The organism is Sunxiuqinia rutila, assembly GCF_050589705.1.
Taxonomy (GTDB): domain Bacteria; phylum Bacteroidota; class Bacteroidia; order Bacteroidales; family Prolixibacteraceae; genus Sunxiuqinia; species Sunxiuqinia rutila.
Genome location: NZ_JBNGOT010000001.1, coordinates 45874 through 61107 on the forward strand (window position 1 = coordinate 45874; position 15234 = coordinate 61107).

Sequence of the window (15234 nt, forward strand, 5' to 3'; positions counted from 1 at the left end):
CGGCTACTGTGTGGAGTTCTCCTCTTTTAGCAAACAACTACCTGATGGGCGGCTGTTTCGTAAAATTGATCAAGGCTTTGAAAAGAGAGCAGACTTATCTTGCCGTGGCGCTTGAGTTTCTGACGGATCGTTGCAAGTCCTGGCATTTCAGCTTATCTTTAAAAACAAAAAAACGCAGCGGAATGAAAAAGAAATTGGTGGTTCTCACAGGGGCAGGAATGAGTCAGGAGAGTGGTATTCGTACTTTTCGGGATATGGGTGGACTGTGGGAAGAATATGATATTAGCGAGGTGGCCACACCTGAGGCCTGGGAGCGGAATCCGGAGCTGGTCATGCAATTTTACAATGACCGGCGCAAGCAGCTTTATGAGTGTAGCCCCAATGCCGGGCACCTTGGTCTGGCCGAGTTGGAGCAGGATTTTGATGTGCAAATTATCACGCAGAATGTGGATGACCTGCACGAACGGGCCGGAAGTTCCAAGGTGCTTCACTTGCATGGCGAATTGAAAAAAGTACGCAGCACCCGGTATCCCGATTTAATTTACGAACTGGATGGTTGGGAACTCAAATTTGGCGATTTGTGTGAGAAAGGACACCAGCTCCGTCCACACATTGTTTGGTTTGGCGAGGAAGTTCCGGCGATGGAGCAAGCTGTTCCCATGGTTGAGCAAGCCGATATTTTTGTGGTGGTAGGAACCTCGCTCAATGTTTATCCGGCAGCAGGACTCATGCATTATACCCACAAGGATACCCCGGTGTTTGTGGTTGATCCGGAGCGTCCTCCGGTTAGCATGAAGAAGGTGCAATTCATCGAAGAAAAGGCGGGGCTGGGCGTTCGCCTGTTGCATGAAAGGCTGCAGAATTTTCGAAATTTCTAGTGGTTTGCATGCTTAACCCCGTTTAACAATTCCTGCTGCTTCCCCGAACACTTTTCGATTTTTAAAATTAAAGATCAATTTTTTCAAAAAAAGTGAAACGATTGCAGGGAACGGGAGTCTTATTGAAAGCCAGAAAACAAATACAAACCATTTGAAAGAACCTGAACAATGCTCAGAAAACTAATTTTCCTGTTGCTTGTATGTGCCTGTACCGTTGGTTCGATGCACGCCCGGAATGATAAGGAGAAACTTAACCGGAAAACCTTAAGTGGTCACGTTGTGGATGCCAGCAGTGGTGAAAGCCTGATTGGGGCATCGGTTTTGATTCAGGAGCTTGGGATGGGAACTGTCAGCAACAGCTATGGGTTTTATTCACTGGCTGTTGCCCCCGGAACTTATACGCTGGTATGCAGTTATATCGGTTACGAGGATTTGGTGCAACAGCTTGTATTGACCGAAGATCAGCGACTGGAAATTGGTTTGGCTGCGGAGTCGGAAGAACTGAAGGAGATTCAGGTGTTTGGCGAACGAAAAGATCAAAACATCACCCGGGTGGAAATGGGGGTGGAGCGGCTGCAAACGAAAACCATAAAATCCATTCCAGCGTTGATGGGGGAGGTGGATTTAATTAAAGCGATTCAGCTTTTGCCGGGCGTGCATTCAACGGCTGAAGGTGGTTCGGGCTTTAGTGTGCGTGGCGGAAGCCCTGACCAGAACCTGATTTTGCTGGATGAAGCAACGGTTTACAATGCCTCTCACCTGATGGGCTTCTTTTCAGTATTTAACAACGATGCGGTCAAGGACCTCAAACTATACAAGGGCGATGTGCCTGCCCAATACGGGGGACGCCTTTCATCGCTGCTTGATGTGCGGATGAAGGATGGGAACTCCAAAACGTTTGCGGGAGCAGGTGGCATTGGCACCATTTCGAGCCGACTGACGCTGGAAGGGCCGCTAAAAGAGGACCAAACAACCGTGCTTTTATCGGGACGACGAACTTACATGGATTTGTTTCTGCCGCTCTCGTCGGATGAGGATGTAAAAAACAGCCGGCTCTATTTTTACGATGCCAGCCTGAAACTTTCGCATCGCTTCAACGAAAATAATCGCTTATATGTGAGTTCCTACCTCGGACGCGATATCATGAAAAGCAATTTCTTCAGGATGGGGTTTGGAAATAAAACCTTGACTACGCGCTGGAATCATATCTTTTCCAACAAACTGTTTATGAACTTAACGGCGGTCTGGAGTCGCTACGACTATGAATTGGGAACCGATGAAGAAGACCCGGAATCATGGCTTTGGGAATCAGACCTGGAAGATCTGGGCATAAAGGTGGATTTTGGCTATTACATCACCCCGTGGCATTCACTGAAATTTGGATTGCAGAGTTTTCACCATGCCTTTAATCCGGGAATGGCGATGGGGATTGGCGAGCAATCGATCTTTGGTGAGTACCAGGTGGGTGAAAATTATGCCTTGGAGCACGCCGGCTACCTTTCGCACCAGCACCATATTGGCGAGAAACTGGTGTTGAAGTACGGGCTAAGGCTATCCCTTTTTCAGAATATTGGCGAAGGGACTGTTTATGAGTATGGTGAAAATTATGAACCAGTTGATTCGACCAGCTACGCATCGGGCGAAGTGTACCAAAACTACTGGGGAATAGAGCCGCGCTTTGGCGTAAACTACCTTCTGGCCCCGGATTGGTCACTGAAATTCAACTACAACCGCTCACGCCAAACCATTCAGCAGGCTTCCAATACGGCGGCAGGCAGTCCGCTTGATATCTGGTTTCCGGCCAGCCCCAATGTTAAGCCGCAGCTTGCCGACCAATTTGCGCTGGGAGTGTTTCACAACCTTCAGCAGAACCGTTATCAGCTTTCCATGGAAGCCTATTACAAGGATATGAAGAATACGGTTGATTTTGTGGATCATGCGGATTTGTTGTTGAATAAATACCTTGAAGGAGAATTGCGGGTGGGCAACTCCAAAGCGTATGGGCTGGAGTTGTTGATGAAAAAGACCGAAGGCAGATTGACCGGATGGCTTGGGTACACCCTGTCGCGGGCCGAACGTACGATTCCGGGCATCAATGATGGAAACAGCTATGCGGCTCCTTTTGATAAAACCCATGACTTTAGTTCGGTACTGAATTACGAGTTGAGCCAGCGTGTTTCGCTTTCGGCCAACTGGGTTTATTCCACCGGGCAGCCCGTGACTTTACCTGTTCAGCGCTATGAAATCAATGGCACCATTGTTCCACATTATTCAGAGCGAAACGGGGCGCGTTACGATGATTATCATCGGTTGGATTTGTCGCTGACCCTGCAAAACCGGAAGAACAACAGTAGAGCCTGGAAAGGGGAGTGGGTATTCTCGATCTACAATGCTTATAACCGCAAGAATACATGGGCCTTGAATTTCGTTCAGGATACCGAGAATCCGACGCAAACCTATGCTGAAAAGACCTATTTGTTTCCGGTGATCCCAGCTGTTACTTATAACTTCAAATTTTAATTCACCATGAACGCAAAATACTTGATCTCAATGTTGATGTTGTTGCTGGCCTGTACCGAGCGGGTTGACTTTGAGTTGGATGAAGCCGGAGAGCCGCTATTGGTTGTTTTTGGCGAAATAACCAGTGATACCCTGGCTCATGAAGTGAGGCTGAGTAAATCGGCTCCTTATTTTTCGAACCAGGAAGTAGAAATGGTGTCGGATGCACAGCTAAGCCTGAATGATGGAGAACAAACCATTCAGCTGACTGAAGATCCCATGCGGCCGGGCATTTACCAAACACCGGCCAATTATTTTGGGGTGGTTGGTCGGAAGTACCGGCTTGACATTTCGAATGTGGATGTGAACTCGGACGGGGAGTGGGAAACCTACCGGGCCGAAACGGTGATGAAACCAACGGCGCCGGTTTATGGAGCGGCCGTGGTTTATAATGTGAGCTGGGAAGGTTGGGAAGTTGGGGTGTTCAGTAAAGATAATCCGGCTACTGAGGACTATTATTTGTTTAAAGTTTATCAAAACGGCGTTCTTGCTACCGACTCGCTGCATAATTACCGGGCTGTGGATGATCGTTTTTTTAATGGCAATGAACTTCAAGGAGCCTTTGTGCAGTATTTTGATGAGGAGAAAGGGGAGTATGTTGCCAAAGGCGACACCATTACTCTGGAAATGGCTGGAATTACGAAGGCTTATTACGAATTTCTTGTTGGGGTTGATCGGGAAACAGGGACAAAAGTGCCGCTATTTAGTGGTCCGCCAGCCAATGTTAAGGGAAATATCAGCAATGGAGCTCTTGGTTTTTTTGCGGTAATGGAGGTTGAACGGGCATCCACTATTTTTACAGGCGCTACGATTAGCGATTGAGCTTTGGTCAGCTTATAAATCAGGCTATAGCCAGGGTCAGAATGCTGATTTTTGCCGAACAGTCCCTCAAAATGGTTGCTCCACAGGCTTCCAGCGTTGCTCCGGTTGTAACCACATCATCAATCAGTAACAGGTGCTTGCCTTCGAACCGTTCCGGATGTCGGAGCTCGAAAATGGTTTCCACATTTTCCCATCGTTCGTAGCGTCCTTTTTTGGTTTGGGTACTCGAAAACTTTTTGCGAATGAGTGCTTCCTGTTCAACCGGGATGCCAAGTTTATCCGACAAGCCTTTGGCCAGATGATAGCTTTGATTATAGCCTCTTTTGCGTTCTTTTCGAGGATGGAGGGGAACCGGGCAAAGAAAATCGACAGATTGAATCCATTTGGTATCCTGAATTTCCAAAGCAAATTGAGCGCCCATGTATTCTCCAAGTTGTTTCAGCCCACGGTATTTGAGTTGATGCAGTATTTTTTGGTACGGACTTCCTTTTTTGAAATCGAAATAAGCACAGGCTCGTTCAATGGGCAGCCGCCCGTAAAAAAGCTGTTCCATGGGGTTGTCTGGTTCGTTGTGGTAATTAGTGCGGGGCAGATGAAGCTGGCATTTCAGGCACAGGTAAGTTTCGGTAGCAATCAGCTTGTCGCCACAGACCAGGCACAAACGTGGATAAAACAGCTCCAAAAAAGCATTTAGGTAATTTGACCGATTCAACATGAACAACTAATTTTTAAGAAAAGATAATGCAAATTGATCAATCGGGCACTTTGTTTTAACAATTCACTCACAGGAAGATAAACCATAGTTAAACTTAGCTTGCAGGGGAGTGCTTATCTTGTGGTAGTTTTAAATAACATGAAACAGAAAGCAGATGATGAAGACACCACCATCCCAGAAGGTCTTCATGGAGTGCTCCCGGAGGTCTTTTCTGGATCACCATTTGGTTTTCTGATTACCTCTTTCATTTTTTCCTAAAAGAAGGTTGCTCTCAGGCGGCCTTTTTCACTTAATTTTTACAAAAAAACTATTTTTGAACTTGTTTTTGCTAAATTTGGGTGCAAACTACTCTTAATTCAAACCAACTAAATGATTACAGCAATGGCTGGGAAACTTCGAAAATTCTTTCAGGAAAAAATTCTCCTTGTACTTTTTATCGGATTTGTCTTTGGTTTGTTGGCTCTTATCAGTTTCAACAAGTCGGTAGAATATACTTCAACGAACGAGTTTTGTGAATCATGTCACGTTCATCCGCATGTAACAGAGTCCTGGAAACTGTCAACGCATTATGACAACAAAAGCGGGATTCAGGTGAAATGTGTGGATTGCCACCTGCCTCCCAAAGGCGAAGGCTATTTGATTGAAAAAGCCCGATTGGGAGCAAAAGACATTTACGGGTATTTATTTAAAGACCACGAAAGTTTTAACTGGGAAGCCAAGTCAACCGTTGAGCAGGCACAGCATTTTACGTACAAAGCTTCGTGTATTCAGTGTCATGTCAACTTATTCCCTTTAACTTTATCGAAAGAAGGACAGGATGCGCACCTTTATTATTCTCAGAATGAAGAAGAATTGCGCTGTATTAACTGTCACCTGCATGTCGGTCATTTCGACCCGAATGCGACACACGAAAGCAACATTGGCTTTGGAAAGGATATGCAGGCCAATATTGAGATTTATGATGACCCCACCCCGGTAGATCAACACGAAGATTTTGAAGAAAAGATTCCGGAGACTCCGGTTTCCTTCGAAATGGTTGCTATTCCAGGTGGAACCTTCAAGATTGGTAGCCCGGCTGACGAACCTTACCGCGATGAAGATGAAGGGCCTCAAAAAGAAGTGAAGATCAGTCCTTTCTTTATGGGAAAAGTTGAGGTGACCTGGAACGAGTTTTTGGCTTTCTATAGCCAGACAGGCGCCGAAGGCAGAAGCACCGATACAGAAGGCTCGCGCACTGAAGGTGATGTGGATGCCATTACCGGACCAACGCCACCGTATGGCCAACCAGACCAAAATTGGGGCTTGGGCGATCGTCCGGCTATTACCATGCGTCATCGGGCAGCCATGGTGTATTGTGAATGGCTTTCTCAGGTAACCGGAAAAACCTACCGCTTACCCACCGAGGCAGAATGGGAATATGCCTGTCGTGGTGGCACGCAAACCCCTTACTTCTTTGAAGGGGATCCAACCGATTTCTCGCAAGCCAAATTCTGGAATAAGATTTTTGGAGCAGACACCACCAATATTAGTTCTTATGTGATTTATGATGTTAACAGCATGGCAAAAACCCAACCACCTTCAGCTGTAAAGGCCAATCCGTTTGGCTTGAAAAACATGTTGGGGAATGCCGCTGAATTTTGCCTGGACTGGTATGCTCCGGATGCTTACAATGCACTTCGCGATGGTGTTGAGGACCCGAAAGGACCGGCAAGTGGTACCGAGCGGGTTGTTCGTGGAGGCTCATTCAAAAGTTCGGCTGAAGATGTACGTTCGGCTGATCGCGATTTTACCAAAACCGAAGCCTGGATGAAGACCGATCCACAAATGCCTAAAAGTATCTGGTGGTACTCTGATGCCAACATGGTTGGCTTCCGGGTGGTGTGTGAGTTTGATGAAAATACTGGAAATCCATAACTAAATCTAAAGAATCATGACAGAAAAATCGAATTTCTCAAGACGTAAATTTTTAACCAATGCCGCAGCGCTAGGCGCTGTAGGTGTGATAGGAGCGAATGCACTGGTATCGTGTTCCGAAAAGAAGAAAGCGGTTGAACTGAACTTACCTCCTTTGCTTGATCAGGCGCCGGATGGCAAACCCCTTAAAGCTGGTGTGATTGGCTGTGGTGGCCGTGGCTCGGGTGCTGCACTCGACTTTTTAAATGCCGGTCCTAACCTGGTGATTCATGCTTTGGGTGATGTTTTCCAGGATCGGATTGACGACTGCCGGAATAAACTGAAAAACCAGGCCAACAACGAAGTGGCCGACGAAAATATATTTGTAGGATTTGACGCTTTTGAAAAAGTGATTGACTCGGGCGTTGACGTGGTGATTTTGGCTACGCCTCCTCACTTCCGTCCGGAGCATTTTGCGGCTGCCGTTCAGGCGCGCAAGCATGTTTTCATGGAAAAACCAGTGGCTGTTGACCCAACGGGTATTCGTTCGGTAATGGCTACGGCCAAGAAAGCCGAATCATTGGGATTGAAAATTGTCACCGGAACACAGCGCCGTCACCAACGCGATTACATTGAAGTGTACAAGCAGATTGCCAATGGAGCAATTGGCGACATTGTGAGCGCGAACTGTTACTGGAACCAGTCGAAACTGTGGCACCGTAACCCGAATGCCGACTGGAGCGAAATGGAATTCATGATTCGCGACTGGGTAAACTGGCTGTGGCTGTCGGGCGACCACATTGTGGAGCAGCACATTCACAACATCGATGTAATTAACTGGTTTACGGGTAAGCACCCGACAAAGGCGGTTGGTTTCGGCTCGCGCCAGCGTCGTGTAACCGGCGATCAATATGATAATTTCAGCATTGATTTTACCTACGACGATGGGATGCATACCCACAGTATGTGCCGCCAGATTAATGGTTGTACGAACAATGTTTCAGAGTTTGTTATGGGAAGCAATGGCTCATCAAACTGCCGCAACATGATTTGGGATGCCAAAGGAGCAGAGTTGTACTCGTATGCTTATCCAGCTGAGGAAAGTGGCGAGCGCATGATCAGTCCTTACGTTCAGGAGCACATTGATTTGGTTACGTGTATCCGGGAGAATATTCCGGTGAATGAGGCCGAGCAAACAGCCATCACAAACATGTGTGCCATTATGGGCCGTATGTCAGCTTATACGGGTAAGGAAGTTACTTTTGAAGAGCTGATGAACTCAGACATTAAACTGGGTCCTGATACGTACATCATGGGTGATGTGGGTATTGTTGATACAGCCCAGGTGCCTGTTCCCGGCGAAGCTGCCGTGTAAATTATTGAAACCTTATATGGAAGAGGGGTGCTCCGGACAAGGGCACCCCTCTTGTTTTTTATGATTCTTTTCACAGGCTGTTGCCCTCGATTTTAACTCCTTCAGCATCCTGTCAATTATTTGGGCATTGGTCATTGACAGGTTTTTGTAAATTTGACTTCGAAAAGAATGAAGAATAATAAAGAGCCAGACTTGCAATAAGATGTTGATTTACCCATCTTTTGAGGCTGTGCTTCAATTAAAATTGATTTATGAAACTTGTTTTTGCTACTAACAATCCCCATAAGCTCCGCGAATTACAACAGCTTTTAGGCGATGAAATTCAGTTGCTCAGTCTGGCCGATATCGGTTGTAATGAAGAAGTACCCGAAAACCAGGAAACCCTTGAAGGAAATGCTGCAGAGAAATCGTTTTTTGTTTTTGAGAAATACGGCTTTAACTGTTTTGCTGATGATACCGGACTTGAAGTAGATGCGCTGAACGGAGAGCCGGGAGTTTATTCGGCCCGCTATGCCGGAGAAGCAAGGTGTGCTGAGGCGAATATGGCTAAGTTGCTTGATCAGTTGCAAGGGAAAGAAGATCGGACTGCCCGCTTCCGAACAGTGATTTCGTTGATTATTGACGGAAAGGAAACCCAGTTTGAAGGCATTGTTGAGGGGCAGATTCTGAAAGAGAAACAAGGTGATGCCGGATTCGGTTATGACCCTGTTTTTCAGCCGGATGGTTTTTCGGCCTCTTTTGCTGCAATGGATGCTAACCAAAAAAACCAGATTAGCCATCGGGGGCGTGCCGTTGAGAAACTGGTTGCTTACCTGAAGAACTTGAATAAAACCGCATGAAACAGCTTTTCAGCTCACTGATGTTTATGATTCTGTCGCTTTCGCTGACCGCACAGGTTGGTGTTGGCGAGTGGACCGACTATCTGTCCTACACATCTGCTCGGCAGGTAATTGAAACTGACGGGCAGATTTATTGTATCACAGCAGGTGGGCTGTTTTCGTATAATCGTGCTGATAATAGTCTGCATAAGCTCAATCAGATTAATGGTTTGTCGGATGTTCAGCCACATGTAATGGCTTATAGTATTGAGCAAAATGTGGTTTTGCTGGCTTACCAGAACAGTAACCTCGATTTGATTTTTGAGCAAGAAATTGTTAATCTTTCTGATATCAAACGAAAACAAATTCAGGGAGATAAGAGCGTCTACAATATTTTGATGGCGGGACCAACCGCTTACCTTTCGTGCGGCTTTGGCATTGTGGCAGTCAACCTTCAAAAACTAGAGATAAAGGATACCTACTATATAGGAGAAAATGGCTCGCCCATAGTGGTGATGGACATGGCTTTTGATGGGACCTACCTGTATGCAGCAACGCGGGAAGGGGTATTTCGGGCCAATGCCAATTCGCCGAATTTGCAGGATTTTCATGAATGGAATCAGTTGGAAACCATTCCGCATGCTGACGAGGCTTTTACCCAAATCGAGTTCTTTAATGGCGACTTAATTGCCTGTTACTCCAGTGCTGATGGTAGTGTTCAGGAGCTATACCGTGACAGGGGTGATGGGTGGCAGCGTTTTTTGCCTGCGGTAAGTTCGGTTAACCGGTTGCGGGCTTGTCACAACCAATTGCTGATTTCCTTGGGGGAACAACTGCATGTTTATACCGCTGATGATGAATTGGTAGGACAGTTAAGCCGTTACTCCTTTTCGGGAGGTGAAGTGGCTACGCTGAATATTCAGGATGCCATTTGCGATGAAGATGGTGGACTTTGGGTTGCCGATGCCTGGACGGGGCTGGTACATCAGCAAGGGGATGATTCTGAACTAACCATTCCGAAGGGACCTGTGGATAATCGCGCTTTTTCCTTATTGGGAAATGGAACGGATTTATGGGTAACCACCGGTGGACGAACGAGTGCCTGGAACAACGTTTTTAATGACGCTCAGGGACAATTGCTTCGGAATGGCAGCTGGCAGTTGTTTAATGGTTGGACCCACGAGGAGCTGCGTGGATTTCATGACTTGGTGACTGTTGCTGTTGATCCGAGGAATGCAGATCATGTGTTTTTTGGCTCCTGGGGAGGTGGTGTTGTTGAGTTTCAGGGTAAGGAGTTTGTCAATCGTTTTACGCAGTTTAATAGCTCGTTGCAAACCGCTTTACCCGGAGATGCCAACCCCAACTATGTTCGCATTGGGGGCATGGCTTTCGATTCAAAAAATAACTTGTGGATAACCAACTCACTGGTTGGAAAACCGCTGTCGGTTTATCGGGCAGATGGGAATTGGGAATCGTTTGAGTTGGAAGGAATAGGTGGCATTGATGTCGGGGAGATTGTGTTAACCGAAAATGATGACCAGTGGATTGTATTGCCGCGGGGCCGCGATTTGTATGTTCGGAAAGCGGATGGCTCAGCGGGCAGGCGTTTACAGCTGGTTGCCTATTTCAACAATGGCGACCGGGAGGAGTTTTTCCGGATGAATGACGTTTATTCGATTGCGGTGGATCAGGACGATGCTGTTTGGGTTGGAACATCGCAGGGTGTAGCTGTTTATTTTGATCCGGAAGGAATTTGGGAACAAAACTCGTTTTATGCATCGCAGCCGGGACTGGACCTGGATGATGGCATTTATCATCCGCTGTTGCGCGGCCAGAGGGTGACGGCGATTGCTGTTGACGGTGCCAACCGAAAGTGGCTGGGAACGCAAAATTCGGGCGTGTTTTTGGTCTCTGAAGACGGCCGAACGGAATTAAAGAGCTTCAACAAATCCAACAGTCCGCTTTTGTCCAACACCATTCAATCCATTGCCATTAATGACCAAACGGGAGAGGTGTTTTTTGCTACACCCGAAGGGCTCATTGCCTACCGGGGCGAGGCAACCAAAGGAGGAAGTGAATATGCGGACGTGTATGCTTTTCCCAACCCGGTACGCGAAGATTATGACGGGGATATTGTCATTACCGGTTTAATTACGGATACGGACATTAAAATCACGGATATTAGCGGAAACCTGGTGTGCCAAACCACTTCGCTTGGCGGACAGGCAATCTGGGATGGGAAAAACCTGAACGGAAACCGGGTAAGTACCGGCGTGTATGTGGTGTTTGGAAACGATAAATTCGGAGAACGAACCTTTACGACTAAAATTCTTTTCATTCATTAAACAGGAGATTCAAGCGTGCTGGAAAAAACAAGGGGCATTTATTTGCATCACATCAATTATTCTGAAAGCAGCATTATTGCGCGGATTTACACCGAGAAGTTCGGCATTCAGTCGTACCTGATTCAAGGGGTTCGAAAGCGGAAAGCAAAATTTAGCAAGAGTTTGTTTCAGCCTTTGTTTTTGCTCGACATGGAAGTGTATCATCGTCCGGGACGTGATTTGCAGCGTCTGAAAGATGTTCGGATGAGCATGCCTTTTGAGAGTTTGCCGTTTGAAATGACAAAAAGCTCTCAAGCCATTTTCTTGTCCGAGGTTCTGCTAAAATGTTTGAAAGAGGAAGAACCCAATGCTGAACTGTTTGACTTTTTATTTCATGCCATTGCCCTTTTGGACCTTAAAAAGGATGGAATTGCGAATTTTCACTTGGCTTTTCTGTTCCATCTGACCTCTTTTCTTGGGGTTTCTCCGCAAGCGCCATCTGCAGCAAAAACCATGTTTTTTGATTTGGAAACAGCGGCTTTTATAGCCTCAGAACCCTTGCATAATCAGTTTATGAATGCCGAAACTACCGCTAATTTCAAGCAGTTGTTTCAGTTCGATCTGGGTAAGATTGAGCAGATTAGAATGACCAATCGTGAGCGCTCCGTGCTTTTAAACCAGTTGCTGATTTACTACCAAATGCATCTGCATTTATCAGGCAATTTAAAATCATTAGCTGTTTTAAAAGAAGTGCTGGCATAGCTGTTGGTGACGAATAATTCTTTAATTTTGGAGAACTCTCGGTGGACTATCAGCTCTTTTATTAATTTTGCCAACTTATTTCTTAGTTATGGTGCAATCGAAATTACCCAATACTAACTCAAGTGTGTTTTCTTCAATTAACAAATGGGTTGAAGAGTCTGGCGCGGTCGATATGGGCATTGGGAGAACCGACTTTAAATGTCCGCAGAAGCTAATAGATTTGGCTGCCAAGTACCTGAATGACGGATATAACAATTATGCTCCACTTGAAGGAATTTTGCCTTTGAGAAAGGAGATTAGTGAGATTGTTCGGGTCAACTACGGACAGGTTTATAATCCTTTGACGGAAATAACCATTACCGCCGGGACGAATCAGGCCATTCACACTGCCATTAGTGCCGTGGTGAAGGATGATGATGAGGTGATAATTTTTGAGCCGGCTTTTGAATCTTTTGCGCCATCCATCATTTTAAATGGTGGCCGCCCAGTGTTTGTCCGACTGAAAGCTCCTACTTTCAGAATTGATTGGGATGAGCTGCGTAAAATGGTGAGTGCCAAAACTAAAATGATTATTCTGAATTCGCCGCATAATCCAACGGGCTCGGTATTGTCTGAAAATGACCTTTACCAGTTGCAGCGCCTGACCAATGGAACGAACATTACGATATTGAGTGATGAGATTTTTGAGTCCATGATTTTCGATAATCAGACACATCAGAGTGTTGCCCGCTATGAAAAACTGATTGAGCGAAGCTTTGTTGTCTCGTCCTTCGGCCCGTTGTATAACATCAATGGCTGGGGAATTTCGTATTGTTTGGCTCCGGAAAAGCTGATGCGCGAATTTCGTAAAATGCAGCAGATTCAAATTTATAATGTAAACTCTCCTTTGCAATATGCTCTTGCGGATTATTTGCCGCAAAATCACTCTTTTGAAGAGATTTCAGAACTTTACCAAGGCAAGCGGAACTATTTTAACCGACTGCTTGAAGGAAGCTTGTATGAGGTGATTCCTGCGCAGGGAGGCTACTTTGAGTTGCTGGATTACTCGAAGGTTTCTGATGAGCCCGATATTGACTTTGCAGAGCGTTTAGCACGTGACTTTGGTATTGTAACGGTTCCGGTATCTGCTTTCTGTCATGAGAAGAACCGGTCTAACTTTGTCCGGGTCTGCTTTGCCAAAGAGAATGATACCTTGGAGCGTGCCGCTGAAAAACTCTTGCAAGTGCCATCAACAACCGACTTTTAATCTGTTTTACACCAGTCAGTATTTCTGATGTCTAGTCTGCCTTTTCAGGTGGAAGGGACAGCTATGGCCTTCGGAAGCTGTTGTATGAACCGGGGATTGTACTGCGGTAGGAAAAAATTAGGGTTAACAGTTGCTGGCTCGTTCGGTTGAAACGATTGCCAGTTCAGCTATTAACCCTAAATTCAAGATCCGTAAACGGACTTATTTTTTAATCAGCAACCAAGTATCAGCGTACTGTGGAAATTCATTGCGAATTTGGTAAACGCGTTTGCGGGCTTCTGCTTCGTTAACGAATGAGTTAACACAAACACGGAAATAACCCGTTTCGCTGTGCAACACAATGGGTGTGAATCCCTGTGAGATCAGTTCTTGCTTGTAGCGGTTGGCATTGGCATTGCTGCTAAAGCTACCGATGATAACAAAGAAACTTTTATTCTCATTCTTGACCTGATCTTCTTTTTGGTCAAACGAAAAGTTTTCAGATTGTACTCGTACCGGCTTTTCAACTTCTTCTTCAAACATGCGGTCAGAGGTTGGTTCTTCGCGTATTTCTGACTTGGTTTTAGGAACTGAAAATACTTTTGCATTATCCTGCACAACTTCCTCTGCAGGTTCTTCCTTTGGTACTTTTTGGAAAACTTTACAGCCAGAGGAAATTATTCCCAAGGCTAAAACCGCAACCATTATTTTTTTCATGACTTTTTGGGTTTACTTATTTTACTTTCAAAAATACGAAAAAGCATTGCTGCTTATTGTTCTTTGGATAACAGGTTATTAACTAAAGATTGTTGAAATCTAATATTTTAAAATGTTTTTAAGGTAGCGTTGACCGGCAACGCTGCGATAAAATCGGCTTCGGCGAATGGCCTCCTGCTTGCTTGGAAAACCTTCATGATAGAGAATCAACCAATTGGAATAGTCTTTTGTCAGGTCTATTTTCCCTTCGTTATGAGCCTGTTCCGCCTTCTTGAGGTCCATGCAAAAACCATAGTAAAACCGATGGTATTCCTGATTATATAGGACGTAAGAATAATAATTCATGCTGCAAAAATAGGAAAACTATGGTATATCCGACAGTTAAACGGGTTTTCTGTATCGGGATTCTTAGGAATGCGGCTTGAGTCGGGGCAGCCTATACAAAAAGTTGGTTCAGTTAACCACCAAATCACCCCTTGAGATTATCCGGATTATTCGTTTACGCAGGGCTGCTGACTTATTCGAAGACCGGAGGTTAGAGGATTTCCTTTTGGATTAAATCTAATATTCAGGCATTGAAAAATTGCCAGTCACCTCAATTGACCGGTTCAGAAAACAATTTTTTAAAGCAATCTAGAATCCGAATGTTCGTGGAAACAAGATGGATAATGTGATAACAGCAATGATAAAAAGGGATAAAAAGATGAAAAACAGAACGACCCCTTTTTTGTAGCGTTTATTGCTGCGCTCCAGTTGGGCAACTGATAGGATCTTAGTCATCTTGTTCACCATTTTTTTCAGGGCCATTTGGTCTTTGACAATGTAGTCATAAGCACCATATTTCATGGTGTTAATGGCAATGTCAATGCTGTCCTGCCCCGATAAAAAGATAAACTCTACATCAGGAGCAATTTTTTTGGCCTGTTTGAGTACTTCAATGCCATTCATCCCGTCCAATAAATAGTCCTGAATCACAATTTTAGGTTGGCGTTCCATGGCTTTTAAAACTTCTTCACCTGATGAAAACGCTTCGGTGTTTGTAAACTTATTGGTCTTCAGGTAGCTTACGACGAGCTTGCTGTACACCGGATTGTCTTCAACAACAAAAACTAACGGGCTTTTATTATTTTGCATGGGTTAAAGAAT

At 45.4% G+C, this 15234-nt stretch carries 13 protein-coding genes; 9 read left to right on the forward strand and 4 right to left on the reverse strand.

Annotated features, from left to right (window positions below; genetic code table 11):
* Positions 1-182 precede the first annotated feature (182 nt).
* The 3 genes from ACRD6K_RS00235 to ACRD6K_RS00245 all read left to right on the forward strand — a co-directional run bounded on the left by ACRD6K_RS00235 (position 183) and on the right by ACRD6K_RS00245 (position 4259).
* On the forward strand, positions 183-878 hold the full coding sequence (locus tag ACRD6K_RS00235) for an SIR2 family NAD-dependent protein deacylase (protein ID WP_299578648.1): 696 nt from the start codon (positions 183-185) through the stop codon (positions 876-878).
* 168 nt (positions 879-1046) lie between these two features.
* Positions 1047-3398, forward strand: coding sequence for a TonB-dependent receptor (locus ACRD6K_RS00240; RefSeq protein WP_430971606.1), 2352 nt, complete (start codon positions 1047-1049; stop codon positions 3396-3398).
* A gap of 6 nt (positions 3399-3404) precedes the next feature.
* Positions 3405-4259, forward strand: a complete 855-nt coding sequence (locus tag ACRD6K_RS00245) for a DUF4249 domain-containing protein (RefSeq protein WP_430971607.1) — start codon at positions 3405-3407, stop codon at positions 4257-4259.
* Positions 4260-4278: 19 nt separating this feature from the next.
* On the opposite strand, the gene ACRD6K_RS00250 is transcribed toward ACRD6K_RS00245, so the two are convergent.
* On the reverse strand, positions 4279-4974 hold the full coding sequence (locus ACRD6K_RS00250; RefSeq protein WP_430971608.1) for a ComF family protein: 696 nt from the start codon (positions 4972-4974) through the stop codon (positions 4279-4281).
* A gap of 381 nt (positions 4975-5355) precedes the next feature.
* Between ACRD6K_RS00250 and ACRD6K_RS00255 the strand changes: the two genes are divergently transcribed.
* The 6 genes from ACRD6K_RS00255 (at position 5356) to ACRD6K_RS00280 (ending at position 13392) form a co-directional block, all read left to right on the forward strand.
* On the forward strand, positions 5356-6888 hold the full coding sequence (locus tag ACRD6K_RS00255; protein WP_430971609.1) for an SUMF1/EgtB/PvdO family nonheme iron enzyme: 1533 nt from the start codon (positions 5356-5358) through the stop codon (positions 6886-6888).
* Positions 6889-6904: 16 nt separating this feature from the next.
* A complete protein-coding gene (locus tag ACRD6K_RS00260) occupies positions 6905-8242 on the forward strand; it encodes a Gfo/Idh/MocA family protein (RefSeq protein ID WP_430971610.1) in 1338 nt (445 codons plus the stop codon).
* A 251-nt stretch (positions 8243-8493) separates the two neighbouring features.
* Positions 8494-9081 carry a non-canonical purine NTP diphosphatase gene (locus ACRD6K_RS00265; protein ID WP_430971611.1) on the forward strand — a complete coding sequence of 196 codons (588 nt, stop codon included), beginning with the start codon at positions 8494-8496 and terminating at the stop codon, positions 9079-9081.
* A complete protein-coding gene (porZ, locus tag ACRD6K_RS00270; protein ID WP_430971612.1) occupies positions 9078-11405 on the forward strand; it encodes a type IX secretion system anionic LPS delivery protein PorZ in 2328 nt (775 codons plus the stop codon). Before ACRD6K_RS00265 ends, porZ begins: the two co-directional genes overlap by 4 nt.
* 15 nt (positions 11406-11420) lie before the next feature.
* Positions 11421-12146, forward strand: coding sequence for a DNA repair protein RecO (gene recO / locus ACRD6K_RS00275; protein ID WP_430971613.1), 726 nt, complete (start codon positions 11421-11423; stop codon positions 12144-12146).
* An 88-nt stretch (positions 12147-12234) separates the two neighbouring features.
* The gene (locus ACRD6K_RS00280) at positions 12235-13392 is read left to right on the forward strand and encodes a methionine aminotransferase (protein WP_299584396.1); all 1158 of its coding nucleotides are present in this window, start codon (positions 12235-12237) and stop codon (positions 13390-13392) included.
* 201 nt (positions 13393-13593) lie between these two features.
* Here the strand turns inward: ACRD6K_RS00280 and ACRD6K_RS00285 are convergent, their stop codons facing one another.
* The 3 genes from ACRD6K_RS00285 to ACRD6K_RS00295 form a co-directional block, all read right to left on the reverse strand.
* Positions 13594-14088, reverse strand: a complete 495-nt coding sequence (locus ACRD6K_RS00285) for an SPOR domain-containing protein (RefSeq protein ID WP_430971614.1) — start codon at positions 14086-14088, stop codon at positions 13594-13596.
* 99 nt (positions 14089-14187) lie between these two features.
* A complete protein-coding gene (locus ACRD6K_RS00290; RefSeq protein WP_299584390.1) occupies positions 14188-14433 on the reverse strand; it encodes a GIY-YIG nuclease family protein in 246 nt (81 codons plus the stop codon).
* Positions 14434-14721: 288 nt separating this feature from the next.
* Positions 14722-15222 (reverse strand): response regulator, encoded by a 501-nt coding sequence (locus tag ACRD6K_RS00295; protein WP_299584387.1) that lies wholly within the window; start codon positions 15220-15222, stop codon positions 14722-14724.
* Positions 15223-15234: the final 12 nt, after the last annotated feature.

What these genes read in the sequence shown, in the direction of transcription:
- ACRD6K_RS00245 (WP_430971607.1), top strand. Translation starts at nt 3,405, where the DNA reads ATGAACGCAAAATACTTGATCTCAATGTTGATGTTGTTGCTGGCCTGT.
- ACRD6K_RS00250 (WP_430971608.1), bottom strand. Translation starts at nt 4,974, where the DNA reads ATGTTGAATCGGTCAAATTACCTAAATGCTTTTTTGGAGCTGTTTTAT.
- ACRD6K_RS00255 (WP_430971609.1), top strand. Translation starts at nt 5,356, where the DNA reads ATGGCTGGGAAACTTCGAAAATTCTTTCAGGAAAAAATTCTCCTTGTA.
- ACRD6K_RS00260 (WP_430971610.1), top strand. Translation starts at nt 6,905, where the DNA reads ATGACAGAAAAATCGAATTTCTCAAGACGTAAATTTTTAACCAATGCC.
- ACRD6K_RS00280 (WP_299584396.1), top strand. Translation starts at nt 12,235, where the DNA reads ATGGTGCAATCGAAATTACCCAATACTAACTCAAGTGTGTTTTCTTCA.
- porZ (WP_430971612.1), top strand. Translation starts at nt 9,078, where the DNA reads ATGAAACAGCTTTTCAGCTCACTGATGTTTATGATTCTGTCGCTTTCG.
- ACRD6K_RS00295 (WP_299584387.1), bottom strand. Translation starts at nt 15,222, where the DNA reads ATGCAAAATAATAAAAGCCCGTTAGTTTTTGTTGTTGAAGACAATCCG.
- ACRD6K_RS00290 (WP_299584390.1), bottom strand. Translation starts at nt 14,433, where the DNA reads ATGAATTATTATTCTTACGTCCTATATAATCAGGAATACCATCGGTTT.
- ACRD6K_RS00235 (WP_299578648.1), top strand. Translation starts at nt 183, where the DNA reads ATGAAAAAGAAATTGGTGGTTCTCACAGGGGCAGGAATGAGTCAGGAG.
- ACRD6K_RS00265 (WP_430971611.1), top strand. Translation starts at nt 8,494, where the DNA reads ATGAAACTTGTTTTTGCTACTAACAATCCCCATAAGCTCCGCGAATTA.
- ACRD6K_RS00285 (WP_430971614.1), bottom strand. Translation starts at nt 14,088, where the DNA reads ATGAAAAAAATAATGGTTGCGGTTTTAGCCTTGGGAATAATTTCCTCT.
- ACRD6K_RS00240 (WP_430971606.1), top strand. Translation starts at nt 1,047, where the DNA reads ATGCTCAGAAAACTAATTTTCCTGTTGCTTGTATGTGCCTGTACCGTT.